The sequence below is a fragment of the Pseudoxanthomonas sp. LjRoot143 genome (genome assembly GCF_964252945.1).
Lineage (GTDB): Bacteria > Pseudomonadota > Gammaproteobacteria > Xanthomonadales > Xanthomonadaceae > Pseudoxanthomonas_A.
Map to the genome: position 1 here is coordinate 396153 of NZ_CAXUPM020000001.1, position 24929 is coordinate 421081.

At 68.0% G+C, this 24929-nt stretch carries 25 protein-coding genes; 11 read left to right on the forward strand and 14 right to left on the reverse strand.

Annotated features, from left to right (window positions below):
• Window positions 1-34: 34 nt before the first annotated feature.
• The 6 genes from ACSQ1W_RS01805 to metK all read right to left on the reverse strand — a co-directional run bounded on the left by ACSQ1W_RS01805 (window position 35) and on the right by metK (window position 5814).
• On the reverse strand, window positions 35-1006 hold the full coding sequence (locus tag ACSQ1W_RS01805; RefSeq protein ID WP_436041434.1) for a phosphatidate cytidylyltransferase: 972 nt from the start codon (window positions 1004-1006) through the stop codon (window positions 35-37).
• A 21-nt stretch (window positions 1007-1027) separates the two neighbouring features.
• Complete coding sequence (locus tag ACSQ1W_RS01810; protein WP_436041435.1) at window positions 1028-1627, reverse strand: lysophospholipid acyltransferase family protein; 600 nt, start codon at window positions 1625-1627, stop codon at window positions 1028-1030.
• On the reverse strand, window positions 1624-2253 hold the full coding sequence (locus ACSQ1W_RS01815) for a CDP-alcohol phosphatidyltransferase family protein (protein WP_436041436.1): 630 nt from the start codon (window positions 2251-2253) through the stop codon (window positions 1624-1626). Before ACSQ1W_RS01815 ends, ACSQ1W_RS01810 begins: the two co-directional genes overlap by 4 nt.
• A gap of 68 nt (window positions 2254-2321) precedes the next feature.
• On the reverse strand, window positions 2322-2792 hold the full coding sequence (locus ACSQ1W_RS01820; protein WP_436041437.1) for an acyl-CoA thioesterase: 471 nt from the start codon (window positions 2790-2792) through the stop codon (window positions 2322-2324).
• Between the two features lie 131 nt (window positions 2793-2923).
• Window positions 2924-4468, reverse strand: coding sequence for an SDR family NAD(P)-dependent oxidoreductase (locus ACSQ1W_RS01825; protein ID WP_436046053.1), 1545 nt, complete (start codon window positions 4466-4468; stop codon window positions 2924-2926).
• A 134-nt stretch (window positions 4469-4602) separates the two neighbouring features.
• The gene (metK, locus tag ACSQ1W_RS01830; protein WP_192270356.1) at window positions 4603-5814 is read right to left on the reverse strand and encodes a methionine adenosyltransferase; all 1212 of its coding nucleotides are present in this window, start codon (window positions 5812-5814) and stop codon (window positions 4603-4605) included.
• A 204-nt stretch (window positions 5815-6018) separates the two neighbouring features.
• On the opposite strand from metK, the gene ACSQ1W_RS01835 reads away from it, so the two are divergent.
• The 3 genes from ACSQ1W_RS01835 to ACSQ1W_RS01845 are packed head-to-tail and all read left to right on the forward strand — an operon-like array spanning window position 6019 to window position 9667.
• A complete protein-coding gene (locus ACSQ1W_RS01835) occupies window positions 6019-7755 on the forward strand; it encodes a lysophospholipid acyltransferase family protein (RefSeq protein WP_436041438.1) in 1737 nt (578 codons plus the stop codon).
• Complete coding sequence (locus tag ACSQ1W_RS01840) at window positions 7752-8570, forward strand: UDP-2,3-diacylglucosamine diphosphatase (protein WP_436041439.1); 819 nt, start codon at window positions 7752-7754, stop codon at window positions 8568-8570. The genes ACSQ1W_RS01835 and ACSQ1W_RS01840 overlap by 4 nt, the downstream gene beginning before the upstream one ends.
• Before the next feature lie 32 nt (window positions 8571-8602).
• Window positions 8603-9667 carry a metal-dependent hydrolase gene (locus ACSQ1W_RS01845; protein WP_436041440.1) on the forward strand — a complete coding sequence of 355 codons (1065 nt, stop codon included), beginning with the start codon at window positions 8603-8605 and terminating at the stop codon, window positions 9665-9667.
• Here ACSQ1W_RS01845 and ACSQ1W_RS01850 read toward each other — a convergent pair.
• The 5 genes from ACSQ1W_RS01850 to ACSQ1W_RS01870 form a co-directional block, all read right to left on the reverse strand.
• Entirely contained in the window at window positions 9661-10488 is an 828-nt protein-coding gene (locus ACSQ1W_RS01850; RefSeq protein WP_192270350.1) for a class I SAM-dependent methyltransferase, read from the reverse strand. The two genes, ACSQ1W_RS01845 and ACSQ1W_RS01850, sit on opposite strands and share 7 nt — an antisense overlap.
• Before the next feature lie 10 nt (window positions 10489-10498).
• Window positions 10499-11497 carry a tRNA dihydrouridine synthase DusB gene (dusB, locus tag ACSQ1W_RS01855; RefSeq protein WP_436041441.1) on the reverse strand — a complete coding sequence of 333 codons (999 nt, stop codon included), beginning with the start codon at window positions 11495-11497 and terminating at the stop codon, window positions 10499-10501.
• 45 nt (window positions 11498-11542) lie between these two features.
• Complete coding sequence (locus tag ACSQ1W_RS01860; RefSeq protein WP_436046055.1) at window positions 11543-12508, reverse strand: ribokinase; 966 nt, start codon at window positions 12506-12508, stop codon at window positions 11543-11545.
• Between the two features lie 117 nt (window positions 12509-12625).
• Window positions 12626-13924 carry a NupC/NupG family nucleoside CNT transporter gene (locus ACSQ1W_RS01865; RefSeq protein WP_192270347.1) on the reverse strand — a complete coding sequence of 433 codons (1299 nt, stop codon included), beginning with the start codon at window positions 13922-13924 and terminating at the stop codon, window positions 12626-12628.
• A gap of 69 nt (window positions 13925-13993) precedes the next feature.
• Complete coding sequence (locus tag ACSQ1W_RS01870) at window positions 13994-14563, reverse strand: TMEM165/GDT1 family protein (protein WP_436041442.1); 570 nt, start codon at window positions 14561-14563, stop codon at window positions 13994-13996.
• A 335-nt stretch (window positions 14564-14898) separates the two neighbouring features.
• On the opposite strand from ACSQ1W_RS01870, the gene hemP reads away from it, so the two are divergent.
• From hemP to ACSQ1W_RS01890, 4 genes are all read left to right on the forward strand, one after another.
• Window positions 14899-15105, forward strand: a complete 207-nt coding sequence (hemP, locus tag ACSQ1W_RS01875; RefSeq protein WP_192270343.1) for a hemin uptake protein HemP — start codon at window positions 14899-14901, stop codon at window positions 15103-15105.
• 142 nt (window positions 15106-15247) lie between these two features.
• The gene (locus tag ACSQ1W_RS01880) at window positions 15248-17497 is read left to right on the forward strand and encodes a TonB-dependent hemoglobin/transferrin/lactoferrin family receptor (RefSeq protein WP_436041443.1); all 2250 of its coding nucleotides are present in this window, start codon (window positions 15248-15250) and stop codon (window positions 17495-17497) included.
• Between the two features lie 4 nt (window positions 17498-17501).
• Window positions 17502-18128 carry a Hemin transport protein gene (locus ACSQ1W_RS01885; protein WP_436041444.1) on the forward strand — a complete coding sequence of 209 codons (627 nt, stop codon included), beginning with the start codon at window positions 17502-17504 and terminating at the stop codon, window positions 18126-18128.
• Window positions 18129-18141: 13 nt separating this feature from the next.
• Window positions 18142-19107: a DUF6607 family protein gene (locus tag ACSQ1W_RS01890; RefSeq protein WP_436041445.1), complete on the forward strand. Its 966-nt coding sequence runs from the start codon at window positions 18142-18144 to the stop codon at window positions 19105-19107.
• Between the two features lie 99 nt (window positions 19108-19206).
• On the opposite strand, the gene ACSQ1W_RS01895 is transcribed toward ACSQ1W_RS01890, so the two are convergent.
• From ACSQ1W_RS01895 to ACSQ1W_RS01905, 3 genes are read right to left on the reverse strand one after another with little or no spacing between them, the layout of a single operon-like run.
• The gene (locus tag ACSQ1W_RS01895) at window positions 19207-20388 is read right to left on the reverse strand and encodes a PDZ domain-containing protein (RefSeq protein WP_436041446.1); all 1182 of its coding nucleotides are present in this window, start codon (window positions 20386-20388) and stop codon (window positions 19207-19209) included.
• A 28-nt stretch (window positions 20389-20416) separates the two neighbouring features.
• Window positions 20417-21127 (reverse strand): hypothetical protein, encoded by a 711-nt coding sequence (locus ACSQ1W_RS01900; RefSeq protein ID WP_436041447.1) that lies wholly within the window; start codon window positions 21125-21127, stop codon window positions 20417-20419.
• Complete coding sequence (locus ACSQ1W_RS01905; RefSeq protein WP_225589233.1) at window positions 21120-21683, reverse strand: RNA polymerase sigma factor; 564 nt, start codon at window positions 21681-21683, stop codon at window positions 21120-21122. The genes ACSQ1W_RS01900 and ACSQ1W_RS01905 overlap by 8 nt, the downstream gene beginning before the upstream one ends.
• Before the next feature lie 133 nt (window positions 21684-21816).
• On the opposite strand from ACSQ1W_RS01905, the gene ACSQ1W_RS01910 reads away from it, so the two are divergent.
• From ACSQ1W_RS01910 to gcvT, 4 genes are all read left to right on the forward strand, one after another.
• Window positions 21817-22782: an SPFH domain-containing protein gene (locus ACSQ1W_RS01910; protein WP_192270331.1), complete on the forward strand. Its 966-nt coding sequence runs from the start codon at window positions 21817-21819 to the stop codon at window positions 22780-22782.
• A 1-nt stretch (window position 22783) separates the two neighbouring features.
• Complete coding sequence (locus ACSQ1W_RS01915; RefSeq protein WP_192270329.1) at window positions 22784-23215, forward strand: NfeD family protein; 432 nt, start codon at window positions 22784-22786, stop codon at window positions 23213-23215.
• Window positions 23216-23731, forward strand: a complete 516-nt coding sequence (locus tag ACSQ1W_RS01920) for a hypothetical protein (protein ID WP_192270327.1) — start codon at window positions 23216-23218, stop codon at window positions 23729-23731. It begins immediately after the preceding gene.
• A gap of 64 nt (window positions 23732-23795) precedes the next feature.
• A complete protein-coding gene (gene gcvT / locus ACSQ1W_RS01925; RefSeq protein ID WP_192270325.1) occupies window positions 23796-24917 on the forward strand; it encodes a glycine cleavage system aminomethyltransferase GcvT in 1122 nt (373 codons plus the stop codon).
• The last annotated feature ends 12 nt before the right edge of the window (window positions 24918-24929 follow it).

Genomic DNA, 24929 nt, shown 5'->3' on the forward strand with positions numbered 1-24929 from the left:
CGGCGCGGCGGCGTTCCCGCGCTGCCGTGGCGGGCTACTGGAAGTTGTAGCGCACCACGTGGAAGAACACCGGGGCGGCGAACACCACCGAATCCAGCCGGTCGAGGGCGCCACCGTGGCCCTCGATCATCTCGCCCCAGTCCTTGGCGCCCAGGCTGCGCTTGGTCGCCGACAGTGCCAGCCCGCCCAGGAAGCCGCACAGCACGATCAGCAGCGACAGCAGGGCGGACTGCATGGGCGTGAACGGGGTGACCCACCACAGTGCGGCGCCGATGGCCGCCGCGGACAGGCCGCCGCCGACCAGACCTTCGACGGTCTTGGACGGACTGACCTTGGGAGCCAGCAGATGCTTGCCGAACAGCTTGCCGAACACGTACTGCAGGACATCGCTCAACTGCACCACCAGCAAGAGGTAGAACAGCAGCATCAGGTTCTGCCCCTCGTAGCCGGGGATGTCCAGCAGCATCAGCGCCGGCGCGTGGCTCAGGCAGTAGACGGTGAGCATCAGCCCCCACTGCACCTTGGTGTTGCGCTCCAGGAAATTCTCGGTATCGCCCTGCAGGGCGGTGACGGCGGGCAGCAGCAGGAAGCCGTACACCGGAATGCACATGACGAACAGGCCATACCAGTCCACGCCGATCAGCCAGTACTGCAGCGGGATCGCCACGTAGAAGCACAGGCACAGCGCGAGATGGTCACCGCGGCGCGTGGGCGTGAGCGTCAGGAACTCGCGCAGCGCGAAGAACGACAGCAGCGCGTACAGAACCAGCGTGGCGATCTTGCCGATCAGGAAGCAGACCAGCAGCACGCCGACCATCACCCACCACGCGTTGATGCGGGCGTTGAGGTTGTCGATCACCGCCGACGGCTTGCGCCTGCCGAGCACCCAGCCGATGGTCGACGCCAGCACCAGCAACGCGATCACGCCACCGATCACCCACCAGAACTTGCCCGGTGCCTGCGCGATGGCGGTGCGGATGAAGCCGTTGAAGGGCAGGGTGTCCATGCGTCGGATCGCGTCCTTGGGTCAGGGGGCCAGGGCCTGCACCGCATCACGTGCGCGCTGCAGGAAAACGGCCTTGTCTTCACCGGGCAGCGCCACCAGCGGCGCCCCGAAACGGACGGTGCAGATCAGCGGCACCGGCAGCAGGCTGCCCTTGGGCATGCTGCGCCGCGCGTTGTCGAGATAGACCGGGATCAGTTCGACGTGCGGATGGCGCTGCGCCAGGTGAAACAGCCCGGATTTGAACGGCAGCATCGCGGGTTCGGGATTGCGCGTGCCCTCCGGGAACAGGATCAGCGACTCGCCCGCCGCCAGCGCGTCGTACAGCGGCTTCAGCGGGTCGGCATCGGCCTGTTCGCGCTGCCGGTCGATCAGCACCACGTTGAGGCCGGGTCCGGCGATCAGGCCCTTGAGCCCGCCACCGCCCCAGTAGTCGCGCGCGGCCACCGGTCGGGTGCGTCGGCGCAGGAAAGGCGGCAGCGCCGACCACAGCGCGACGGTATCGAGATGGCTGGCGTGGTTGGCGAAGTAGATGCGTTGGCGGGGTTCGGGCTGGCTGCCGATCCAGCGGGGATAGGCGCCGATCAGGGCCTTGCTGAGGGCGGCCAGCAGGCGGCTGATCATGCGCCGTCCCGCGTGTGCAATGCCGTCGCGATCGCGCGGCTGCGGGTGATGCAGGTCAGCAGTGCGCCCACCGCGATCACCCAGGCGGCGATGCGCAATGCCCACTGCGTCTGCGCGAACACCCCTTCGGCCGCGCCCAGCAGGCAGGCGAGGGTCAGCACGGCCATGCGGTGCTGCTTGGCCATCGGGCCGCGGAAATCCTGCGGCAGTCCCAGGCTGCCACCGGCCAGGCGGACGTAGGCGGTGAGCGCGGCCGCCAGTGCGCCCAGCCAGCCCAGCCACGGTGCGCCGCAGGCATGGCCGAGCGCGACGATCAGCAATGAATCGGCAATGCGGTCGGGAAACTCGTTGTAGAGCGCGCCGGTCGGTGTCTTCTTGCCGCCCTCCATCGCCACCATGCCGTCCAGCAGGTTGCAGACCAGGCGCAGCTGGATGCAGACGGCGGCACCGACCAGTGCCCACGGCGTGGCACGCCACAACAGCCAGGCGCCCAGTGCCGCGAAGACGATGCTGAGTACCGAGATCTGGTTGGGAGTGACGGACGAGCGCGCCAGTGCGGCGCTGATCGAACGGGCCCATCCACTGGCACGGGCGGCGATGGGACGACGATTGGAGTCGTTCGACATGCGGTCTTCCTGACGTGTAGGGCGATCCTAGCGGCATGCCGGGCGCGTCGCCAGCAAGGCCGCGGGCGTCAGCGTGCAGTGGGCTCGCGGTTGCCCAGCAGCGCGGCATGGCGCTGCTCCATTTCCTCGCGCAGCTCACGACGCAGGCGCGCGGCGGCGAAGCGCCGGATCTCGTCCGGCGTACCCGGCTCCAGCGCGGGCACCGGGGAAGGGCGACCATCGTCGTCGACGGCCACCATCGTGAAGAAGCAGCTGTTGGCGTGGCGCACGCTCTGCTTGCGGATGTCTTCGGCGACGACCTTGATGCCGATTTCCATCGACGACGTGCCGGTGTGGTTGACCGAGGCCAGGAAGGTCACCAGTTCGCCCACGTTGATCGCCTGGCGGAACATCACCTGGTCCACCGACAGGGTGACCACGTACTTGCCCGCGTAGCGGCTGCCGCAGGCGTAGGCCACCTGGTCGAGCAGTTTGAGGATCGCACCGCCGTGGACCTTGCCGGAGAAGTTGGCCATGTCCGGCGTCATCAGCACCGTCATCGTCAGCTGGTGGCTCTTCAGCGACTCTATGGCACGGCTCCGCAGGGTGAGGGACGCAGGCTACCCGATACCGGACCGGTTGGTCAGCCACCTCTGGCAGAGGCGTGTGCTCCCGGTCCGGGGTATCGAGGTCACCAGTCCGTCGGCTTGTAGTCCTTCAGGAACTGGCCCCACACGTGCTCGCCGGTGTTGAGGCCGTGGATGATCGGGTCGACGATGCGCGCGGCGCCGTCGACGATATCCAGCGGCGGGTGGAAGCGCTCTTCGATGACCTTGCGCGCGGCGATCTCGACGGGATCCTCGTCGGTGACCCAGCCGGTGTCGACACTGTTCATGTGGATGCCGTCGCCGTGGTAATCGGCGGCCGCGGTGCGCGTCATCATGTTGAGCGCGGCCTTGGCCATGTTGGTGTGCGGGTGCTTGGTGGTCTTGAAGTTGCGGTAGAACTGGCCCTCGACCGCGGACACGTTGACGATGTGCTTGTCGCGGTCGGGCGTGCGCAGCATCAGCGGCTTCAGCCGCGCGTTGATGATGAAGGGCGCGATGGCGTTGACCAGTTGCGTCTCCAGCAGCTCCACCGAAGGCACTTCGTGCATCAGCAGGCGCCATGAATTGCGGCCGCGCAGGTCGACCTGCTGCAGATCCTGGTCCAGGCGGCCCTCGGGGAACAGGTGCTTCTGGCCCAGCAGCTCCTCGGGCAGCAACGGCACCTGCGACAGTTCGGCGGAACGGCTCAGCCCGGCGGTGTCGTCGACGCTGCCCATCGCGACCTGCACCGCTGCCGGGTTGGCGCCGGGCAGCATGTTATAGCTGCGCAGGCCTTCGTAACTGCCCAGCAGTTTCCGGATGTGCTGCGGCGTGTCGTGCAGCGCTGCGGTCTCGGCCTCCATCATGTGCGCGTAGAACTCCGGCGGACGGCGCACGGTCTGGCACGCGTTGTTGATGATGAAATCCAGCCGCGGCAGCTTGCCGGCCAGCTCATGGCAGAACGCCTCGACGCTGGGCGTGTGGCGCAGGTCCAGGCCGAACACTTCCAGCCGATGGCCCCAGTCGCCGAAGTCCGGTTCCTGCGCGTAGCGCGCGGCGGAGTCGCGCGGGAAACGGGTGGTGACGATCAGGTGCGCGCCCGCGCGGAGCAGCTTCAAGCCGGCCTGGTAGCCGATCTTGACCCGGCCACCGGTCAACAGGGCAACCCGTCCGGTGAGATCGGCCAGTTCGGTGCGCTTGGCGAAATTGAAGTCCGCGCAGGTCGGGCACATCTGATCGTAGAAGTGGTGGATCAGCGTGTACTTCTGCTTGCACACGTAGCAGTGCAGCAGTTCCGACGACTCGCGCGGCGCGATGTCGGGCGATGGCAATGCCGGGGGGAAGTAGTTCGGCGTGGTGAACACCGGCCTCCGGCGCAGCTCACGGATACCGGTCTGGTCGAGGACGGCCTCGGCGCGGCGGATGGCCTCGACGTTGCGCTCGCGCTCGCGCTGCTTGGATTTCTGCCGGCGCAGCTTGGGATCGGGCAGGTAGATCGCGGCGATCGCCCGGTGCAGGCGTGCGCGCTCGTCCTCCGGACAGCCGTCGAGCAGGGTGCGGTCGGCGGCGATGGACTCGAGCCATTCGAGGGCAGCACGCATGCGCGTGGGATCGTCGGCAGCGTGCGGGGGCGGGGTGTCGGTGGTCATGGCGTCGATCTGTGTCCGTGCGGCGGAGTGCAGCATGCGTGCGATCCGCAAAAAAAACACGGGCCGCATCGCTGCGACCCGTAGTCTTCGCCCCAACCCTCTCCCGCAGGCGGAAGAGGGCGGAGAAAAGCGGCTTACTTCAGCTTGGCGTCCTTGCGCAGCGCCTCGGCGCGGTCGGTCTTCTCCCAGGAGAAGGCGGTCGCGGTGTGCTTCTTGCCGGCGGCGTCGACGTAGGAAATCTCCTTCGGCTTGCGGCCGAAGTGGCCGTAGCTGGCGGTCGGCTGGTAGATCGGGTGCTCCAGATCGAGCATCCGGGTGATGCCGTACGGACGCAGGTCGAAGTGCTTGCGGATCAGCTTCTCGATCACGTCGTCGCCCACCTTGCCGGTGCCGAACGTGGTCACCGAGATCGAGGTCGGCTCGGCCACGCCGATGGCGTAGGAGACCTGCACTTCGCACTTGTCGGCCAGGCCGGCGGCCACGATGTTCTTGGCCACGTAGCGCGCGGCATAGGCGGCCGAACGGTCGACCTTCGACGGATCCTTGCCCGAGAACGCACCGCCGCCATGACGGGCCATGCCGCCGTAGCTGTCGACGATGATCTTGCGGCCGGTCAGGCCGCAGTCGCCCACCGGGCCACCGATGACGAACTTGCCGGTCGGGTTGATGTGCACCTTGTTCTTCGGCAGCGCATCCAGCCACTTCTTCGGCAGCACCGGCACCAGGATCTCGGCGCGCACGGCCTCGATCAGGTCCTTCTGCTTGATGTCCGGGTCGTGCTGGGTCGACAGCACCACGGCGTCGAGGCCCAGGACGGTGTTGCCGTCGTAGCGCAGGGTGACCTGCGACTTGGCGTCCGGGCGCAGCCACTTCAGCTTGCCCTTCTTGCGCACCTTGGCCTGCTGTTCCACCAGGCGGTGGCTGTAGTACAGCGGGGCCGGCATGAATTCCGGCGCCTCGTTGCAGGCGTATCCGAACATCAGGCCCTGGTCGCCGGCGCCCTGTTCTTCCGGCTTCTTGCGGTCGACGCCCTGGTTGATGTCGGGCGACTGCTTGCCGAGCATGTTGATGATGGCGCAGGTGTGGCCGTCGAAACCGACGTCCGAGTTGTCGTAGCCGATGTCATTGATCACCTTGCGGGCCAGCGACTCGATGTCGACCCACGCGGTGGTGGTGACTTCGCCCGCAACGATGGCCGCGCCCGTCTTCACCAGCGTCTCGCAGGCCACGCGCGCGCGCTTGTCCTGGGCCAGGATGGCGTCCAGTACGGCGTCGGAAATCTGGTCGGCGATCTTGTCCGGATGGCCTTCGGAGACCGATTCGGAGGTGAACAGGTAGCTGGACATCAGGCTTATATCCTTTGATTCGGATGAAAAGATGGGCGCGCATGATACACGCCGGGGGCAGGGTGTGCATTCTGCGCCGTTCAGGGTGGGAGGGGGTTAAGCGCGGATCAAGCGCGGCTGTCACCGGATTGCCAGAAAACCGCAACCGGGCTGTCGCTGGCCAGGCGCAGGCTGCGCGGCGACACCCCGTCGCCGGCCCCCGCCATGCATCTGCTGGAACGCCAGATCGCCGAACGCTACCCCCACTGGTTCCGCGGCCGCCGTGCGCGCCTGACCCAGCCGCTGCTGCGCACGCTGGGCCGCTGGTCGAAGCTGGATCTGGCGTATGCCTTCCTGGCCGACCACAGCCACCTGCAGGGCCTCGCCTTCGTCGATGCCGCGATCGACCACCTGAACATGCGGACGAACGCCGATCCTGCGGGGGAGCGGCGCATCCCCGCGCAAGGCCGGCTCTTGATCGTCGCCAACCACCCCTCCGGCGCACTGGATGCGCTGGCGCTGCTGCAGCTCGTGGGACGCGTGAGGCAGGACGTGAGGATCGTCGCGAACGACGTCCTGACGGGCATCGCGCCGCTGGCCGACCTGCTGTTGCCGGTGCGGATCCTGGGCGGCACGCCCAACGCGGACAGCGTGCGTGCGGTCGAGCGGGCGCTGGAGGCCGAGCAGTGCGTGATCGTGTTCCCGGCGGGAGAGGTCTCGCGGCTGGGTCTGCGCGGCGTGCGCGATACCCGCTGGCGGCGCGGCTTCCTCAGGTTCGCCCGTGCGACCGGCGCGCCGGTGCTGCCGATCCGCGTACAGGCGCGCAACTCGACGCTGTTCTACGGCGCATCGGCACTGTTCAAGCCCGCGGGCACCGCGCTGCTCGCGCGCGAGATGTTCCGCCGGAGCCAGCGGCGCCTGCAACTGCATGTCGGGCAGGTGCTGCGCGTTGACGCTGAGGAAGACGCGGCCTCCGTGATTGCACGCGTGCGTGCCGCGCTGTACGCGCTGGGACGCCCCCCCAGGACGGCGTCGCCGGAACCCGCCGAGACCACTGAGACCGTTGAGCCCCTGGTGGAGGCGTTGGCGCCCGAGGCGCTCGAAGCCTGCATCGATGCCCTGGACGTGCTGGGCCAGACCACCGACGGCAAACGCATCTGCGTGGGCAGGCTCGCCGGCGGTTCGCCCCTGCTGCGCGAGATCGGCCGCCTGCGCGAATTGACGTTCCGCGCCGTGGGCGAGGGCACCGGCAAGCGGATGGACGTGGATGCCTTCGATACCTGGTACGAGCACATCGTGCTGTGGGACGCGGCGCAGCGGAGAATCGCCGGCGCCTACCGGATCGCGCGCGGTGCGCCGGTGCTGGCGGCACAGGGACTGAAAGGCCTCTACACCGCGTCGCTGTTCGACTACGCCGACGACGCGCTGCCACGCCTGGCCACCGGCATGGAACTCGGGCGCAGCTTCGTGGTGCCCGAGTACTGGGGCAGCCGCAGCATCGACTATCTGTGGCAGGGCATTGGCGCTTACCTGCGCCGGCATCCGGGGGTGCGCTATCTGTTCGGTGCCGTGTCGATGAGCGCCGCACTGCCTGCGCACGCGCGCGAGCGCATCGTCGCCTACTACACGCACTACTTCGGGGACACGTGCAACAACGCAAGGCCTCGGCATCCGTTCCAGTACGCCGCCACGCCGTTGTCGTTCGAGGCGCTGGATGCGGAAACCGGATTCCGCGTGCTCAAGGCCAACCTCGATACGCTGGGGGCGACCGTGCCGATGCTCTACAAGCAGTACACCGATCTTTGCGAGCCGGGCGGCGCGCGCTTCCTCGCGTTCGGCGTGGATCCGGACTTCAGCGACTCGATCGATGGCCTGATCGAAGTGGACCTGCACCGCATCCGCCCCAAGAAGCGCGAGCGCTACCTGGGCGACCGCCGGCATCCGGTGGAGGCCGCGGCGTGAGCCCGCGGACCGCGCCCTCCCCGATGCGGCGCGCGGTCTTCGTCTCCGACGTCCATCTGGGATCCAAACACTGCCACGCGGCGGAGTTCGCCGACTTCCTGACCGGACTGCAGTGCCGCCGGCTGTACTTGGTCGGCGACATCGTCGACCTGTGGTGGATGGCGCAGCGACGGGCCTCGTGGGACGCGGCCCACAACCGGGTGGTGGAAGCGCTGCACGCGCTGGCGCTCAACGGCACCGAGCTGATCTACGTGCCCGGCAACCACGACCGTCCCATCCGTCGCTTCTGCGGCCTGATGCTGCCTGCCATGCAGGTGCGCCGCCGCGCGATCCACACCACGCTGGACGGCCGACGCCTGCTGGTGACCCACGGCGACGACTACGACGGCGTCACCCATTTCGGCGGGCTGCAGGAAAAGTTCGGCGACTGGCTGTACTACCGCATCCTCACCGGCAACCGCCTGACCAACCGGCTACGCCGTCGGTTCGGCCTGCGCTACTGGTCGCTGGCCGAGTACCTCAAGCGTCAGAGCGACGCCGCCGAGCGCTACATCGCGCGGTTCGTGCAGGCCGGGTTGGATGATGCGCGCAGGCGAGGGTTGGACGGCATCGTCTGCGGCCATATCCACCGCGCCTCGCTGCTCCAGCGCGAGGGCCTGGTCTATGCCAATGACGGCGACTGGGTGGAAAGCCTGACCGCGCTCAGCGAAGAGGCTGATGGCACGCTGTGCCTGCTGTCGCACACCGGCAAGGTGCTGGCCGAAGTGGCGCCGACGTTGCGGCTGGTGCCGCAGGACGTCCCGCGCGCGGCGTGAGGAATGCCGCTGCCGGCTGCTAGGATCGCCGCATGGATTCCCTCAGCCAGATCGTCCTCGGCGGCGCCATCGCCGCCGCCATAGCGCCCGCCTCGCACCGTCGTGCCGCGCTGCTCGCCGGCGCTGCGCTCGGCACGCTGCCCGACCTCGACAGCCTGCCCATCGCGCTCGTCTCGGATGATCCGGTCACGCTGATGACCGTGCACCGCAGCTTCAGCCATTCGCTGTTCGTGCTGCCGCTGGTGGGGTGGCTGATCTGGTGGCTGTTCAAGCGGTTCGGCGACGGGCGCGTCGCGGCATCGCCGGTGCGCTGGTTCTGGGCCATCCAGTTGGCACTGATCACGCATCCGCTGCTGGACGCCTTCACCGTCTACGGCACGCAACTCTGGTGGCCGTTGATGCCGGCGCCGACCATGTGGTCCAGCGTGTTCATCATCGATCCGCTGTACACGGTCTGGCTGCTGGTGGCGTGCGGCGTCGCATGGTTCGCGCGCGAACGCGTGCTGGCGAGGCGCGCGCTGGTGGTGGGCCTTGCATTGAGCACGGCATACCTGGGCTGGTCGCTGGTCGCCAAGGCCATGGTGGACCGTGAAGCCGAGCGCGCGCTGGCTGCGATGGGGCAGGGCGATGCCCGCTACTTCTCGGTGCCGATGCCGTTCAACACGCTGCTGTGGCGCGTGGTGGCGATGACGCCGGACGGATTCCTGGAAGGGCAGCGGTCCGTGGTCGCCGACCATGGCGCCCTGCGCTTCCAGGCGTATGGCTCCGAGGCAGCGGTGCTCCGTGAGGTGCAGGACCTGCCGGCGGTGCGACGGCTTGCCTGGTTCAACCATGGCTTCATGAAGGCCGTGCAGCGTGACGGCCAACTGGTGCTGGTGGATCTGCGCATGGGCGTCGAGCCGGACTACAGTTTCAACTTCGTGGTGGCCGAGGCCACGCCGGACGGCTGGCGCGAGGTGCCGCCGCAACGCAAGGAGTGGCCCTGGTCGCAGCCCGATCAACGGCTGCGCCTGATGTGGCAGCGCATCTGGACCGAACCGCCGCCCGAGGATGTCGCCGGCGCGCGGCTGCCCGCCCCGGCGGGCGCTGCTCAGTAGACGGTGGCGCGGGCCTGCACGAAGGCGTAGAAGAACACGGCGTCCGGATCGTTCTGCACGTCGTGCATTTCGCGGCGCATGCCGTCGACGATGTCCTGCGTGACGCGTCCGGCGTCCACCAGCGAATCGGCTGCCGACAGCAGCAGCTCTTCCCAGAACGCGATCATGTCCTTGCGACGCGCCGGCTCGCGGTTGTCGAAGTGCACGGTCTTGATCTCGGTCACCACGTCGCGGTAGCCGCCCGCCAGCAGCAGGTTGCCGAGCTTGGCGCCGATGAACGGATCGCCGCCACTGTCGTACTGGAAGTCGTTGAACGCCATCCAGTAGCGCCAGGTATTCGGCGAGTACGGATGCAGCAGGAAAGAGGAATTCATCACCTCGGTGATGTAGATCGGCGAGCCAGGCGCCAGCACCCGGCGGACTTCGCTGAGCACGCGCGCGGGACTGGGGACGTGCTCCAGGATCCAGCACAGGAAGGCGGCATCGAAATCGCGTGCGCCGAACGGCAGGCGGCTCGCGTCGGCCTGCTGCAGGCTGTAGCGGTCGCGGCACCACGGCATCGTCGCCAGATTCTGCTTCGCCGCCTGCAGCTGCACCTCGCTCAGATCGACGCAGCTGACATGCACGTCCGGGAAGCGGCGCAGCAGGATCTCGGTCTGCGCGCCGACGCCGCTGCCGACTTCCAGAAGCCGGCGCGTGCCGGTGTAATCGATGTGGTTGAAGATCGTGCTTTCCAGCAGGCGGGCCTGCTTCATCAGCCGCGCCTGCTCAACCGGCGAAAAACCGTGGAGGTAGGCGGGGCTTTCGTTCGTGTCGGACATGGGGTGCGCCTCAGGCAGCAGCGGGCAAGACCGGCGTGACGCCGGCGATCAGGGCATCGAAATAGTCGCGTGTCAGCCGCACCTGTTCGTCCGCACTCTCGGCGCGGTTGACCACGGCGCGGAAGGCGAGATTCTCCGGGCGGTCCTTGGCGTACCAGCCCAGGTGCTTGCGCGCGATGCGCACGCCCTGCAGTTCGCCATAGAACGCATGGAGCGCATGCAGGTGCGCCAGCAGGATGTCGCGCACGTCGGACACGGAGGGCGGCGGCAGGTAGTCGCCGGTGGCGAGGAAGTGCGCGATTTCGCGGAAGATCCACGGTCGACCCTGCGCGGCGCGGCCGATCATCACCGCGTCCGCGCCGGTGCTCGCCAGCACCCGCGCCGCCTTGTCCGGCGAATCGATATCGCCGTTGGCGACCACGGGAATGCGCAGCGCAGCCTTGATCGCGGCGATGGTCTCGTATTCGGCGGTGCCGGTGTAATGCTGGTCGCGCGTGCGGCCGTGCACGGCAAGCGAGGCGATGCCGCTTTCCTGGGCAATGCGCGCGATCACCGGTCCGTTGCGGTGGTCGCAGTCCCAGCCGGTGCGGATCTTCAGCGTGACCGGTACATCCACCGCCTTCACCACCGCTTCCAGGATGCGGCCCACCAGTGCCTCGTCGCGCATCAGCGCCGAGCCGGCCCAGGCATTGCAGACCTTCTTCGCCGGGCAGCCCATGTTGATGTCGATGATCTGCGCGCCGTGGTCGGCGTTGTAGCGCGCCGCGTTCGCCAGTTGCTCGGGCTCGGTGCCGGCGATCTGAACGCTGACCGGGCTGGGTTCGCCCTCGTGATCCATCCGGTGCAGCGACTTGGCCGTGTTCCAGAAGCGCGGATCGCTGATGGTCATCTCCGACACCGCCAGGCCCGCACCCAGCCGCTTGCACAGCAGGCGGAACGGTTTGTCGGTGACGCCGGCCATGGGGGCCAGCATCACCGGCGGGTCGATGCGGTAGGGGCCGATCTGCATGGCGGCATTATCCGCCGCCGGCCCCGGCGGGGAAACCGGCAGCAGCTACTCGCTGAAACGGGCGACGAGCTCCGCGCGCGACGGCATCGCCAGTGCGGCGCCCGGCCGTTCGGTCGACAGCGCGGCGTAGCGGTTGGCGAAGCGCACATGGTCCGCGAAAGCCGGCAGCGTAGCGCCCGCCAGCGACGCGGCGAGCGCACCGTTGAAGGCATCGCCTGCGCCCGTGGTGTCGACGACCGCCGCGGCTTCCGCCGCAACGCGGTAGTGCGGGCGGGCGTCGCCGCGCAAGGCGTCTTCGGGATGCGACACGTAGACGCCGGTGGCGCCCAACGTCACCACGACCGTGCCGTGCGGGAACAGTTGCCGGCAGTGCTGGTGCAGGGTAACGCCGTCGAGCGTGGCGACATCGTCCGCGGTGATCCGTTCGCCCAGATGGCGCGCGAGCAGTGCGGCGAATTCGGTCTCGTTCGGGGTGATGACGTCGGCGTGCGCCAGCAGTTCGGTGGTCGTCGCGGCATTCGCCGGTGCCGGGTTGAGCAGCGTGGTGGCACCGCACTGGCGCCCGGCCTGCAGTGCGGCCAGCACGGTATCGACAGGCGATTCCAGTTGGGCCAGCACCACGCCGGCCGCCGCCAGCACGTCCGCCTGGCCGGTGGCGAAGTCCGCCGACAGGATCGCGTTGGCGCCGGCGCCGATGACGATGGTGTTGCGTCCATGCGCATCCACGTAGATGCCGGCGGTGCCGGTCGGTTCCTCGCTCGCCTGCACGCGCAGGCTCAGGCCGTCGGCGTCCGCCAGGTCGCGTGCCAGCCGGCCACCGGCGTCGTCGCCCAGTGCGCAGACGAAAGTCGTGTCGGCGCCCGCACGCACGGCCGCGATGGCCTGGTTGAAGCCCTTGCCGCCGGGCCCGCTCGCGTAGCGGCCGGCGATGGTCGCGCCGGCGACGGGCAGGGCGTCGCAGCGCCACACGTGGTCGACATTGAAGGAGCCCACGACGACGACGCGGGACAGGGCGGGGGATGGCGTATTCATGCGGTGATACCTGAGGTCCGGACCGCAGCGATGCCGCGGTCACGGGAGGGAAACGTAAACACGGGGAGCAGGGCGGCCGCCGGCCGCCTCGCCCTGTCAGCCGAAGTGCGAGAGCACGCCGGCGATCGTGGCGGTCATCAGCGTGGCGATGGTGCCGCCCAGCACGGCGCGCAGGCCGAAGCGCGCCAGATCCGAGCGCCGTTCGGGCGCCAGGCCGCCGATGCCGCCGATCTGGATCGCGATCGAACTGAAGTTCGCGAAGCCGCACAGGGCGTACGTGGCGATCAGCTTGCCTTCGTCGGACAGCGATACGCCGGCGACCTTGCCGTTGACGATGTCGGCGAGTTGCAGGTAGGCGACGAACTCGTTGATCACCACCTTCTGGCCGATCAGCGAACCGACCGTGGTCGCATCCTGCCACGGCACACCGATCACCCAGGCGATCGGTGCCAGCACGTAGCCGAAGATCGTGGCCAGGTCGGTCGGCTTGCCGAGGACGGCGGCCAGGCCGGTCGCTTCGCCGAGCCACGTCAGCGGCCAGTTCAGCAGCGCGATCAGGGCGATGAAGGCCAGCAGCATCGCGCCGATGTTGAGCGCCAGCCTGAGGCCGTCGCCCGCACCCGCGGCGGCCGCGTCGATGATGTTGCTGGAGGTCTTCTCGACTTCCATCTTCACCGTGCCACGGGTCAGCGGCGTGCCGGTCTCGGGGATCAGCAGCTTGGCCACCACCAGCGTGGCCGGTGCGGCCATGATCGACGCGGCCAGCAGGTGCTTGGCGTAAAAGGCCTGCTGCTCGGCATCGCCGCCGCCCAGCATGCCCACGTAGGCCGCCAGCACGCCGCCGGCGATGTGCGCCATGCCGCCGATCATCATCGTGATCAGCTCGGACTCGGTCATCCTCGGGATGTACGGGCGCACCGTCAGCGGCGCCTCGGTCTGGCCGATGAACACGCTGGCGCAGACACTGGTGGTCTCGGCGCCGGACACCTTCATCACCTTGGTGATCGCCAGCGCCATGATCCGCACGATGAACTGCATCACGCCCAGGTGGTACAGCACGCCCATCAGGGCGGCGAAGAAGATGATGGTGGGCAGCACCTGAAACGCGAAGATGAACCCGTAGGTCTCGATGTTCATCAGGCCGCCGAAGATGAAGTTCGAGCCGGCGTTGACGAAGCTGAGGATCTTCACGAAGCCGTGGCCGAGCGCGTCGAACACTTCACGTCCGCCGGGTACCAGCAGGACCAGCGCAGCGAAGGCGATCTGCAGGGTGATGCCCGTGGCGACCAGCTTCCAGTCGATGGCCTTCCGGTTGTTGGAAAACAGCCAGACGATGCCGATCAGCACCGCCAGACCGAACAGGCCGAAGCCGATCCGCCCCAAGACTTCCAGCATGTATTCCCCCAGACCTTGCATGTTGTTCTGACCGGGCAGTCTAGCAGCGCAGGGCCCCGTCCCGGCCGTTCAGCCAACGCCGCGCCAGGCCACCCACAGGGCGAGGGCGAGGAACACCACGGCAGCCAGGCTGCGAGCCAGCGTCAGTGGCAGCTTGTTGGCGAAGCGGTGGCCCAGCCAGACCACCGGCAGGTTGGCCAGCAGCATGCCGACAGTGGTGCCCGCGATCACCTGCCAGAGCGGCTCGTACTTGGTGGCCAGCAGCACGGTGGCGATCTGTGTCTTGTCGCCGATCTCGGCCAGGAAGAAGGCGATGGTGGTGGCGATGAACGCGCCGTGGGCCGGAAGCTTTTCGTTTTCGTCCAGGGTATCGGGCTTCAGTGTCCACAGCGCCACGGCCAGGAAGCTGGCTGCGACCAGCCAGCGCAACACCTCGGGCGACAGCCAATCGGTCAGTTCCGCACCCAGCCAGGCGGAAATGGCGTGGTTCACGAGCGTGGCGGCCAGGATTCCCCAGGCGATCGGCCATGGCTTGCGATAACGCGCCGCCAGCAACAGGGCCAATAGCTGGGTCTTGTCGCCGATTTCAGCGAGGGTGACGGTGCCGGTGGACACCAGCAGGGCGTGCAGGGACTGCATCTACAACTCCGGGGCCAGGCATTCGCGTCGAGCGCGAAGGCAAACGACGCACTGCCCGGCCCGGGTAAGCGCGACGCCTGCCTTCGGTCTTGCCCGGCGAAGCGGATGGCTTCGTCCCGCGCACCATGGTCGGCGACCAAGTGTGTTGACGCGCGGACCCCGTCAGGACGGGTGGGCTACTCCCCGGAGGAGGAAAGTGCGCGCATTGTACGGACATGAACAGGGTGGCGGCGGAGCCATTCTCATTTGACCGGTCGTCTGGAAGCAGTACCAGGGTGTTGACTCGCAAATAAGAATCATTATCATCAATGGCGTTCCTTACGTGGAGCCCTCCGATGATCTCGAACGTCACTGCATTGCCCCTCGCCGACACGCCGACGCTGCGCGAGCGCCTTTCCCTGCCGACTCCCGCCGCGCGCGACGAGGATGCCCTCGACAGCGACACGCTGCTCAAGGGGCAGCGCGAGGTGCTGATCCGCCATGGCGACCGCATCTACCGCCTGCGCCACACCAGCAACGACAAGCTGATCCTTACCAAGTAATACGCCGCCTCGCCGGTTCCGGCGGGGCGCGCCGCCGGTGTCGGGTACCGGCGGTCGACCATTCCCTCCTCCGGGCGCCAGCCAAGGGTCTTCCGGCCGCCAGCCTTCCGGGTTAACTCCAAGCCACAGGAAAGCTGTAGCCATGATCCGCCCCACGCTGCTCACCGCGGCCGTGTGGCTGGCCCTTGCCGGCCATGCCAACGCCGAAACCTCCGCCGACCCCTCCACGCCTTCATCCGCCGACGCTGCGGCCCACGATTTCGCGCGCATCCAGGTCACCGCCACCCGTACCGAGCGCGAGATCTCCGACGTACCCAATACGGTCGATGTGATCACGCGTGAGCGCATGGATGACCTGATCGTCCGCGACCTGAAGGATCTGTTCCGTTACGAGCCGGGCATCTCGGTGACGTCGGGGGCGGGGCGGTTCAGTGGGCTGGGGAGCATCCGCATCCGCGGCCTCGAGGCGAACCGGGTGCTGATCCTGACCGACGGCATCGCCGTCTCGGACAGCTTCAGTTTCGGCAGCTATCTCAATACGAACCGCAACTTCGTCGATCTCGACACGCTCAAGCGCGTGGAAGTGGTGCGCGGACCTGCCAGCTCGATGTACGGCTCCGATGCCCTCGGCGGCGTGGTGGCCTATGTCACCAAGGATCCTTCCGACTATCTGGTCGACGGGAAGACCACCTATGCCGGTTTCAAGGTGGGTTACGAAGGCGATTGGAACGGCCTGTTCGGTGGCGCGACGCTCGCACTGGGCGGTCAGCGCTGGAGCGGCCTGCTGGCCTACGGCCAGCGGCAGGGTCAGGAGACCGACAACCAGGGCGACAACGCCAGCACCGATATCGATCCCGTGCTGCGCACCCATCTGCGGACCGCACCCAATCCGCAGGAACGCAGTGGCCGCAGCCTGCTCGGAAAGCTGGTCTATGCGCCGGACGACAACCAGCGCTTCCGGCTGGTGGTGGACGCCAACGAAGACTACAGCCGGATCGAGGCCTACACGGCCCGTACGCTGCCCTCCATGTTCGCCACGGGCATCCTCGACATGAAGGGTCGCGACCACCAGACACGCGCACGGGTGTCGTTCGAGCACGAGATCGATGCGCTGCAGGCCGGCTTCGCCGATGCGCTGTCGTGGAAGCTGTATCGCCAGGACAGCGAATCGACGCAACGCACCGACGAGCTGCGCAGCAACAACAGCCGCCGGCAGATGGAGCACAACTTCGACCAGCGCGTTTACGGTCTCCAGGCGGCCTTCCACAAGGGATCCACGACAGGATCGGTGGAGCACGCACTGACCTACGGTATCGACGCCACGGTGAGCGATACCAAGGAGAAGCGCGACGGCGCCTCGACCAACCTCGCGACCGGTGTGGTCAGCAACGTCGTCGGCCAGGATGCGTTCCCGGTGCGCGATTTCCCGATCTCGAAAACGACCAAGGCCGGTCTCTACGTCCAGGATGAAATGACCCTGGCGGACGGTCGCCTGACCCTGGTGCCCGCCCTGCGCGTGGATCACTACGCGATCGATTCCACCGTCGACGCCATCTACGCCGGCGACAACCCGGGCGTGACCTTCGAGGACATGAGCGAGAACAGCATCTCGCCGAAGTTCGGCGCCATCTGGCGTTTCAACGACCGGTGGTCGCTATTCGGCAACTATGCGCGCGGTTTCCGCGCGCCACCCTACGGCGACGTCAATGCCGGTTTCATCAACCTGCAGAGCGGCTACATGGTGATCGCCAACCCGGACCTGAAATCCGAGACCAGCAATGGTTTCGAGCTGGGGCTGCGCTTCGCCGGAGAGGCGGTGTACGCCGGCCTGACCGGTTACTACAACGACTACCGGGACTTCATCGAGTCGCAGGTGCTGGTGAGCCCGCCCGGGCAGATGCCGATGATCTTCCAGTCACGCAACGTGGCGGATGCGCGAATCTATGGCGTCGAACTGAAGGCTGGCGTCGACCTCGGTGCGCTGTCCGACGCGATGGAAGGCTGGTCGTTGCGGGGTGCGGCAGCGTGGTCTCGCGGCGACGACAAGACCGACGACGTACCGTTGAACTCGGTCGACCCGCTGCGTGGATCGCTCGGTATCGCCTACGACAGCGATGGCTGGGGCGTGGAACTGGCGGGCGCGTTCGCGCAGCGCCAGAAGCGCACCGCCTCGGCCACCCAGTACCGTCCCGCGGGCTACGGTGCCCTGGATCTGTTCGCACACTGGGAATTCGCGCCCGGCGCGAAGGTCAATCTCGGCCTGCTCAACCTGACCGACAAGCAGTACACCGACTGGGCAGACGTCAACGGCATCGCAGCGACCAGCTTGGTGCTCGACCGTTACACCCGGCCGGGTCGCACGCTCTCGGCCAGCCTGTCGGTGAACTGGTAGCGCCATGGCGACGCTGCGCGCGCTACCGGGCACGATCACCGGCGCATCCATGGATGCGTTCCCTGCCGCCACCCAGCTGGCAGCTCTGGGGCCGGTGCTGTGCCTCTATCGCACGCAGCAGGGCAGCGAACTGGCCGGCTGGCAGCAGGCGGTGCGGGTGGAAGCCCACACCGGGGTGGACAGCGACGGGCTGGACGAGCGCTTGCTGTTCTTCGACGCGCAGGGGCGCTGCTGCTGGCGCCTGTGCCTGTTGCCGGACAGCGACTTCGTCGCCTGGGACCGCCTGGTTGCCTCGCTGCCCGCAGGTGTCGACGGAGAAGTCGCCGGCCTCGCCGATCGTCTGTGGCAGCGGCTTGCCGGACGTCTGCTCGGTGGCCAGTGGCGCGCATGCGCCCTGCAGTTGCACGCGGTGCCGCGGCCGGCATCGTTGCCGGTGCTCGCCGCCAGCCTGTCGCTGATGTCGCCGCTCGGTGTCGCCACCGCCCAGCGCATTGCCCAGGCGGAGGGCGCCGAACTGGAAAGCGGGTTGCACGACTGCTGCTGCGAGCATGCGTCGCTGCTTGCCGCCGCCAGCCTGGAACAGAACAACGAGGCGGACGACAACGTCGTGCCGCTGATCAGACTCAAGTAAAGAGAGAGCCACCATGAAGAAGCCGGTCGCCATCGCGCTGTCCACCCTCCTCCTGTCCCTGTCCGCATCCGCCCTGGCAGCGGATCCTGTCCGCGATCGCCAGTCCATCCTGGCGATGCAGGGCGACTACACCGTCGATTTCGCGTTCGACGAAACCGTACTGCTGCAGCCGGGTTACGAACGGCAGGCAGCGATGCGCAGCGGCGGCGACGAGACGGTCATCGTCGTCGAGGACACCCCCACGCGCATCGTGCTGCAGCACATCCTGGTGGACGCGAAGAGCGGCCACGTGACCAAGCACTGGCGGCAGGACTGGTTCTACGAAGCGCCGACGCGCTTCGAGTTCACCGCCGACCAGACCTGGCATGTACGGGCGATCCCCGCCGACACCACGCGCGGTGCCTGGACGCAATGCGTCTACGAAGTCAGCGACGCACCGCGCTACTGCGGCACCGGCCGCTGGGACTACACCAATGGCGTGGCCACGTGGACCAGCGACCTGAGCTGGCGTCCGCTGCCGCGTCGCGAGTACACCCGGCGCAGCGACTACAACGCGCTGTCGGTGGTCAATCGGCACACGTTGACGCCGAATGGCTGGACCCACGAGCAGTTCAACACCAAGGTGCTGCGCAAGCCCGACGGCACGCAGGTCGAACTGGCGCGCGAGTTCGGCTTCAACGACTACCTCAAGACCACCGAGGTCGACTTCACGCCCGCGCGCGACTACTGGCAGGCCACCGCCGGCTACTGGGCCAAGGTGCGTGGGCACTGGGGCGGCTTCCTGTCGAAGGCGCCGGGCGTGCGGCTGAAGACCAAGGTCGACGGCATGGCGATGATCATTCCGCTGTTCACCCAGGCCGGCGACGTGCAGGAAGGCAAGCCGATCGCGGATGCCGACATCGCGAAGGTGTTCACGGACTGGGTGGAGGTCGCACCGGCCGAGCCGGCGGCGCCGGCCGCTGCGCGCACGTCCCGCTGAACCATCTCTCCGGCACAGGGATGTGCCAACTTTTTGAAAAAAGACCCCCGCGGAAGCGGGGGCAGGGGATTCACACGGTTTCTCTTCTAATAATAGGAGTCAGAGCAGGGCGCTTCCCTTGCCGGCCGGTGGCGCGGGCGGGGCAGGTGGTACGGGCGGCAACGATCCACCGGTGCCGTCGTCTTCGAACGTTTGCACCTTGCCGTCCTGGTCGATGATCATCACGCGCCGCCGCTCCACGATGGTCGGCGCCTGGCCGGCGGCGACTGCGGGGCGCGGCCTGACCGTCACCCGCGATGTCGCGGGAAACCGGAACGCTGCCGCCTTCGGCACCGTGACGCTGTCGGTCCGCACCTGGCGGTCGCGCAGGTACTCGACCGCGACCTTGGCGTCTTCCGCCTTGTCGCGCAGCGCCTGCGTGACGTCGCGCGGCGTCGTGACCGGTGTGCCATCCACCTTGCGGATCACATCGCCCGCCTGGAGTCCCGCGAGTTCATCGCCGACCGACAGGACCAGCACGCCCGCATCGGTGCCGAAGTAGCGGCCCAGCGTGGCATCGACGGTCGCCAGGTTGAGGTTGCTCCAGCGGAAGGCTTCGGCCAGCGCCGGCAGTCGGCAATCACCGTCCTTGCATTCGCCCAGCTTGCCGAGCTGCCGGAGTTCGCGTTGCACCTCGGGAGAGATGACGTGGGTGATCTCGTCCAGCGGCACCGATACGCCGTCGAGCTGGGGCATGCCGCCTTCGCTGCTGCGGATGAAGACGCTGCGGGGGGCGGTGGCGCTGAAGGCGATGCGGGGCGACACCTGTGTGGGCGTGACGCTGGCGTCGTGTACCTTGCCGTCGCGCTGGTAGGTAACCCGCACGGCCGTATCGACCTTGAGGCCGGCCAGCAGTTGGCGGGCGTGCGCCACGCGCGCCTCGCCGGTCTCGCCGCGGACCGGCTCGCCGGCCACGCGCACCAGGCGGTCGCCCGCCTTCAACCCGGCCTTGGCTGCGCCGCTCTCCGGCGTCACACCGGTGATGCGCACGCCGGCCGCGTCGTCGCCGGACAGCAGGACACCCAGCCGCGGGCGGCTCACGATGAGGTGGTCGATGTCGGCCGGCGTCGGGAGCCCGCCGGCGTTCCGCGACAGTTCGGCCACGCGCTTGGCGGCGCGTTGCAGGTCGGCGCGTGCGTCGTCGAGTGCTTTCTTCGCGGCCGCCTCGTTCTGCTGCGCCAGGACCGGCACGGGCGCAACCAGCGCGAGGACCAGCAGCGGACGGGAAAGGGATTTGAGCATCGGGAATCTCCTCGTTGCGTGTTCGGGATCAGTAGATGGCGGTATCGGCGTTGTCGTTCAGCGCGACCTGCCAGCGCTGGGTGGCTTCCACACCGGTGAGCTGGCGCAACGTGTCGACGCGCTGTTCCCACAGCGCCGTGCGGGCCACATCCGGCAGCGCCGGCTGCGAGAGCGCCAGGTCGATGTGCGCGACCTGGTCCTGCAACTCGGCGCTGACGGCGAGCGCGGCGACGTTGCCCGTACCGCTGTCGGGCAGATGGGCGAGGACGGCTTCGAGTCGCGCGGATTCGGTGTACAGCGCATCGAGTCGGGCGGGTGCCGGGTCGCGCACGGCCCGTGCGGTGGAACGGACCGCCGCCGGTGCCCGCGCGACCGTCGGCGGCGCGGCATCCTCATGCACGGCGGCGGCGGCAGGTATCGCATCGATCGTCTTCTGCACGGGCGCGTCCGCGGATGCGGGCGTCGCGATCGTCGTCACGGGGACGGCGCGTTGCAGCGGCGGCGGGGTGGTCTGCACGGCCCGCCAGTGCATCAGCGGGATCACGGCAGCGAAGAAGGCGGTCGCTGCCAGCGCCAGCGCAGGACGCCGCCAGCGGGCGCGGCGGGCAGAGGCATGAGCGGGCGGCAAAGTCGCGGCGAGACGCTGCCAGCTGCCTTCAGGCGGCGCTTCCAGCGGCAGGGCGCCGAACGCGTCGCGCCAGTCGCGCGGCACCGCATCGCGGACAAGGGAATCAGGCATGGGCGGGTTCCTCGATCTGCAGCAGCGCCCGCAACCGGCGGGTGCCGCGGGAAAGCTGCGACTTGGAGAAGCTGGGCGTGCGGTGCATCAGCGCGGCGATCTCGTCGTGGGTGTAGCCCTCGGCGTGATACAGCCACAGGACGCTGCGGGTGGCGGACGGCAGTCCGTCGAGTGCGCGTTGCAGCAGGGCGGCATCGGCGGCGGCCCAGGGTGGCAGGCCGCGGTCTTCCGGCAGGTCGTCCTCGTCCACCGTGATTTCGCTCACCAGCCGTCTCTGCCTTCGCAGCCGCAGCAGCGCCTCGTTGACCGCGATCTGGCGCAGCCAGCCCCAGAACGGGCAGTCGGCGCGGTAGTCGGGCAGGTGGTGGAAGAGTTTCAGCATGGTGTCCTGCAGCACGTCGCCGGCCTCCTCGCGGTCGCCGCAGATGCGCAGCGCCAGCGTGAACACCGGACGTTCGAAGCGCCGGTAGATCTGCTCGAACGCCTCCCGGCAGCCGCCGCGCGCACGGGCGACCAGGCTGTCGGGGACATCGATGGCGAATTGCGATCGGCTCAAGCGCAGAGATTCGTCGGGCGTTCGAAGGTAGGGATGCAGCCGAAGGCAATACCGTCGCAGTGCCGGTGAAGTTCCCGTCGGCCGCCGTCGGCCCGTGCCTATAATCGGACCCTCATCACGGGGAGGGGTCAGCATGGATTTCGGTATTTCGACACTCGTGGTCGCGGCGGTGGCGCTGTTCATCGTGGTGACCTTCTTCAAGGGCGTCCGCGTCGTCCCGCAGGGGTACGAATTCACCGTCGAGCACTTCGGCAAGTACACCCACACCATGTCGCCGGGACTGCACTTCCTGATCCCGTACATGCAGAGCATCGGCCGCAAGGTCAACATGATGGAGCAGGTGTTCGAAGTGCCCTCGCAGGATGTCATCACCAAGGACAACGCGGTGGTGAAGGTCGACGGCGTGGTGTTCTTCCAGGTGCTCGACGCGGCCAAGGCCGCCTATGAGGTGTCCAGCTTGGACCAGGCGATGATCGCCCTGGTGCAGACCAACATCCGTACCGTGATCGGTTCGATGGACCTGGACGAATCGCTGAGCCAGCGCGAGACCATCAATGCCAAGCTGCTGGGCGTGGTGGACCACGCCACCAGTCCGTGGGGCGTGAAGGTCAACCGCATCGAGATCAAGGACATCCAGCCGCCGCGCGACCTGGTGGACGCGATGGCCCGCCAGATGAAGGCCGAGCGCGACAAGCGCGCGTCGATCCTGGAGGCCGAGGGTGCGCGCCAGTCCGAGATCCTGCGCGCCGAGGGCGACAAGCAGAGCGCCATCCTGGAGGCCGAAGGCAAGCGCGAGGCCGCCTACCGCGAAGCCGAGGCGCGCGAGCGCCTGGCCGAGGCCGAGGCCAAGGCGACCGAACTGGTGTCGAACGCCATCGCGCAGGGCGATGTGCAGGCGATCAACTACTTCATCGCCCAGAAGTATGTGGAGGCGTTCAAGGAACTGGCCACGGCGCCGAACCAGAAGTTCGTGCTGATGCCCATGGAGGCCAGCGGGATCATCGGCTCGATCGCGGGCATCGCCGAACTGGCCAAGGGCGCGCTGGACAAGCAGCAGGCGGTCGCGCCACCGCGTCCGCCACGCGTTCCGGGAGGCTGACATGAGTTTCAAGTTCGCGTTCTGGGCGATCGCGGCGCTGGTGCTGTTCGCCGCCGAGGCGATGGCGCCGGGCGCTTTCATGCTGTGGTTCGGCTTTGCCGCCGTGGCGATGGCCGTGGTGGTGCTGGCCGCACCGGGACTGGGCTGGCTGGCGCAGATCGTGCTGTTCTCCGTGCTCGCGATTATCTCGGTGGCGGTCTACCGCAAGTGGTTCCGCGGCAAGGGCCGCCAGAGCGACAAGCCGCTGCTCAATCGCCGTGCAGAACAACTGGTCGGCACGGTGGCCGTGCTCGACCAGCCCATCGAAGGGGGGCGCGGCCGGGTCAAGATCGACGATGCGTTCTGGACGGTGGAAGGCGTCGACCTGCCGCTGGGTACGCGGGTACGGGTGATCGCGGTGAACGGCATGACCCTGAAGGTGCAGGAGGCGTAGGTGGGCACGACGGTGCTGGCGTGGACGATGTCGATGCTGGCGCCGTTGTCGGTGGCCACGACGGATCTGGTCGGCAAGGTGATGCCGCCGTATCCCGCCGGCCTCGATGAGCTGGGCGGCAGTTGTGTGTCCGACTCCGCAGATCCGGCGCATGTCTGCGACTACTCGATCGGCGTGCTGGCCACGCCGGCACGCGATACGGAGGGCGAACCCGTGCCGCGTTTCGTGGTCGCCGGCCAGCTGGCCGGCCGTGATGGCGCCCGTGCGCAATGGCGCATCACCGATGCGCTGCCTTACCCGACCGACCGCGCGGGCTACTACCTGCAGTTCGGCACCTGCCGCGTGAACGGACGCGACGACCCACGGGTGGCCGCGATCGTGCGCCAGCACGACACCTCGACCGAATGGCTGAAGGACATCGCCTGGGCCGGCCGCCTGCAGCTGCCCGATGGCCGCTTCGATGTGCTGGAGGCGGGTACCGTGGACTGCATCAACGAGGCCTACTACGGGCTGTAGCGTCGGCGCACCGCGCTGGTGCGTTCTGGGATAATGCGCTTCTTTGTCCGTCCCGGAAGCCGCCATGACCCAGAAGACCATCCTCAACGACACCCATCGCGCGCTCGGCGCCAAGATGGTCGACTTCGGCGGCTGGGACATGCCGATCCACTATGGCTCGCAGCTCGAGGAGCACCACCAGGTGCGTCGCGACGCCGGCATGTTCGACGTCAGCCACATGACCGTGGTCGACCTGCGCGGACCGCGCACCCGCGAGTTCCTGCGCCGGCTGGTCGCCAACTCGGTCGACAAGCTGCAGAAGCCGGGCAAGGCCCTGTACACCGCGATGCTCAACGAGACGGGTGGCGTCATCGACGACCTGATCATCTATTTCCTGGGCGAGGATTTCTTCCGCCTGGTGGTGAACGCCGCCACCCGCGAGAAGGACCTGGCATGGATCACCGCGCAGGCGGCCGCCTTCGAGGTGCAGGTCACCGAGCGCCCCGACTTCGCGATGGTCGCGGTGCAGGGTCCGACCGCGCGTGAGCGTGTCCACGGCCTGCTGCGCGAGGAGGACCGCGCGAGGGTCGGCAAGCTGACCCGTTTCGCCGCTGCCGACGCGACCAGTACCGATGGCGTGCCGCTGTTCGTCGCGCGCACCGGCTACACCGGCGAGGACGGCTACGAGATCGTGCTGCCGCAGGATCAGGCGGTGGCGTTCTGGAATGCGTTGCTCGGCGTGGGCGTCAAGCCTGCCGGCCTGGGCGCGCGCGACACGCTGCGCCTGGAGGCCGGCATGAACCTCTACGGCCAGGACATGGACGACACCGTGTCGCCGTACGAAGCGGCGCTCGCCTGGACGGTTGCACTGGATGAAGGCCGCGCGTTCACCGGCCGCGACACGCTGGAAGCGCAGAAGGCCTCCGGTGCGCCGCGCCAGATGATCGGACTGGTGATGGACGAGAAGGGCGTGCTGCGCCACGGCCAGAAGGTGCTCACCGCCCACGGCGACGGCGAGATCCTGTCCGGCACGTTCTCGCCGACGCTGGGCAAGGCCATCGCGTTCGCGCGCGTGCCGGCGGGCGACATTCCGCTGGGCGCCGAGGGTGGCGTGCGCGTGGATATCCGTGGCAAGGAAGTCCCGGTGCGCGTGGTGAAGTTCCCGTTCGTGCGCGATGGCCAGGCGCAGCCCGGTGTTCTGGAATGACCCGGGACGGCA

Coding starts and splice junctions, on each gene's coding strand:
- ACSQ1W_RS01820 (WP_436041437.1), bottom strand. CDS start 2,792: ATGACGGTGCTGATGACGCCGGACATGGCCAACTTCTCCGGCAAGGTC.
- ACSQ1W_RS01835 (WP_436041438.1), top strand. CDS start 6,019: ATGCATCTGCTGGAACGCCAGATCGCCGAACGCTACCCCCACTGGTTC.
- ACSQ1W_RS01915 (WP_192270329.1), top strand. CDS start 22,784: ATGAGTTTCAAGTTCGCGTTCTGGGCGATCGCGGCGCTGGTGCTGTTC.
- ACSQ1W_RS01880 (WP_436041443.1), top strand. CDS start 15,248: ATGATCCGCCCCACGCTGCTCACCGCGGCCGTGTGGCTGGCCCTTGCC.
- ACSQ1W_RS01885 (WP_436041444.1), top strand. CDS start 17,502: ATGGCGACGCTGCGCGCGCTACCGGGCACGATCACCGGCGCATCCATG.
- ACSQ1W_RS01845 (WP_436041440.1), top strand. CDS start 8,603: ATGGATTCCCTCAGCCAGATCGTCCTCGGCGGCGCCATCGCCGCCGCC.
- ACSQ1W_RS01815 (WP_436041436.1), bottom strand. CDS start 2,253: ATGTCGAACGACTCCAATCGTCGTCCCATCGCCGCCCGTGCCAGTGGA.
- ACSQ1W_RS01870 (WP_436041442.1), bottom strand. CDS start 14,563: ATGCAGTCCCTGCACGCCCTGCTGGTGTCCACCGGCACCGTCACCCTC.
- hemP (WP_192270343.1), top strand. CDS start 14,899: ATGATCTCGAACGTCACTGCATTGCCCCTCGCCGACACGCCGACGCTG.
- ACSQ1W_RS01825 (WP_436046053.1), bottom strand. CDS start 4,468: ATGACCACCGACACCCCGCCCCCGCACGCTGCCGACGATCCCACGCGC.
- dusB (WP_436041441.1), bottom strand. CDS start 11,497: ATGCAGATCGGCCCCTACCGCATCGACCCGCCGGTGATGCTGGCCCCC.
- ACSQ1W_RS01910 (WP_192270331.1), top strand. CDS start 21,817: ATGGATTTCGGTATTTCGACACTCGTGGTCGCGGCGGTGGCGCTGTTC.
- gcvT (WP_192270325.1), top strand. CDS start 23,796: ATGACCCAGAAGACCATCCTCAACGACACCCATCGCGCGCTCGGCGCC.
- ACSQ1W_RS01805 (WP_436041434.1), bottom strand. CDS start 1,006: ATGGACACCCTGCCCTTCAACGGCTTCATCCGCACCGCCATCGCGCAG.
- ACSQ1W_RS01900 (WP_436041447.1), bottom strand. CDS start 21,127: ATGCCTGATTCCCTTGTCCGCGATGCGGTGCCGCGCGACTGGCGCGAC.
- ACSQ1W_RS01890 (WP_436041445.1), top strand. CDS start 18,142: ATGAAGAAGCCGGTCGCCATCGCGCTGTCCACCCTCCTCCTGTCCCTG.
- ACSQ1W_RS01810 (WP_436041435.1), bottom strand. CDS start 1,627: ATGATCAGCCGCCTGCTGGCCGCCCTCAGCAAGGCCCTGATCGGCGCC.
- ACSQ1W_RS01850 (WP_192270350.1), bottom strand. CDS start 10,488: ATGTCCGACACGAACGAAAGCCCCGCCTACCTCCACGGTTTTTCGCCG.
- ACSQ1W_RS01895 (WP_436041446.1), bottom strand. CDS start 20,388: ATGCTCAAATCCCTTTCCCGTCCGCTGCTGGTCCTCGCGCTGGTTGCG.
- metK (WP_192270356.1), bottom strand. CDS start 5,814: ATGTCCAGCTACCTGTTCACCTCCGAATCGGTCTCCGAAGGCCATCCG.
- ACSQ1W_RS01865 (WP_192270347.1), bottom strand. CDS start 13,924: ATGCTGGAAGTCTTGGGGCGGATCGGCTTCGGCCTGTTCGGTCTGGCG.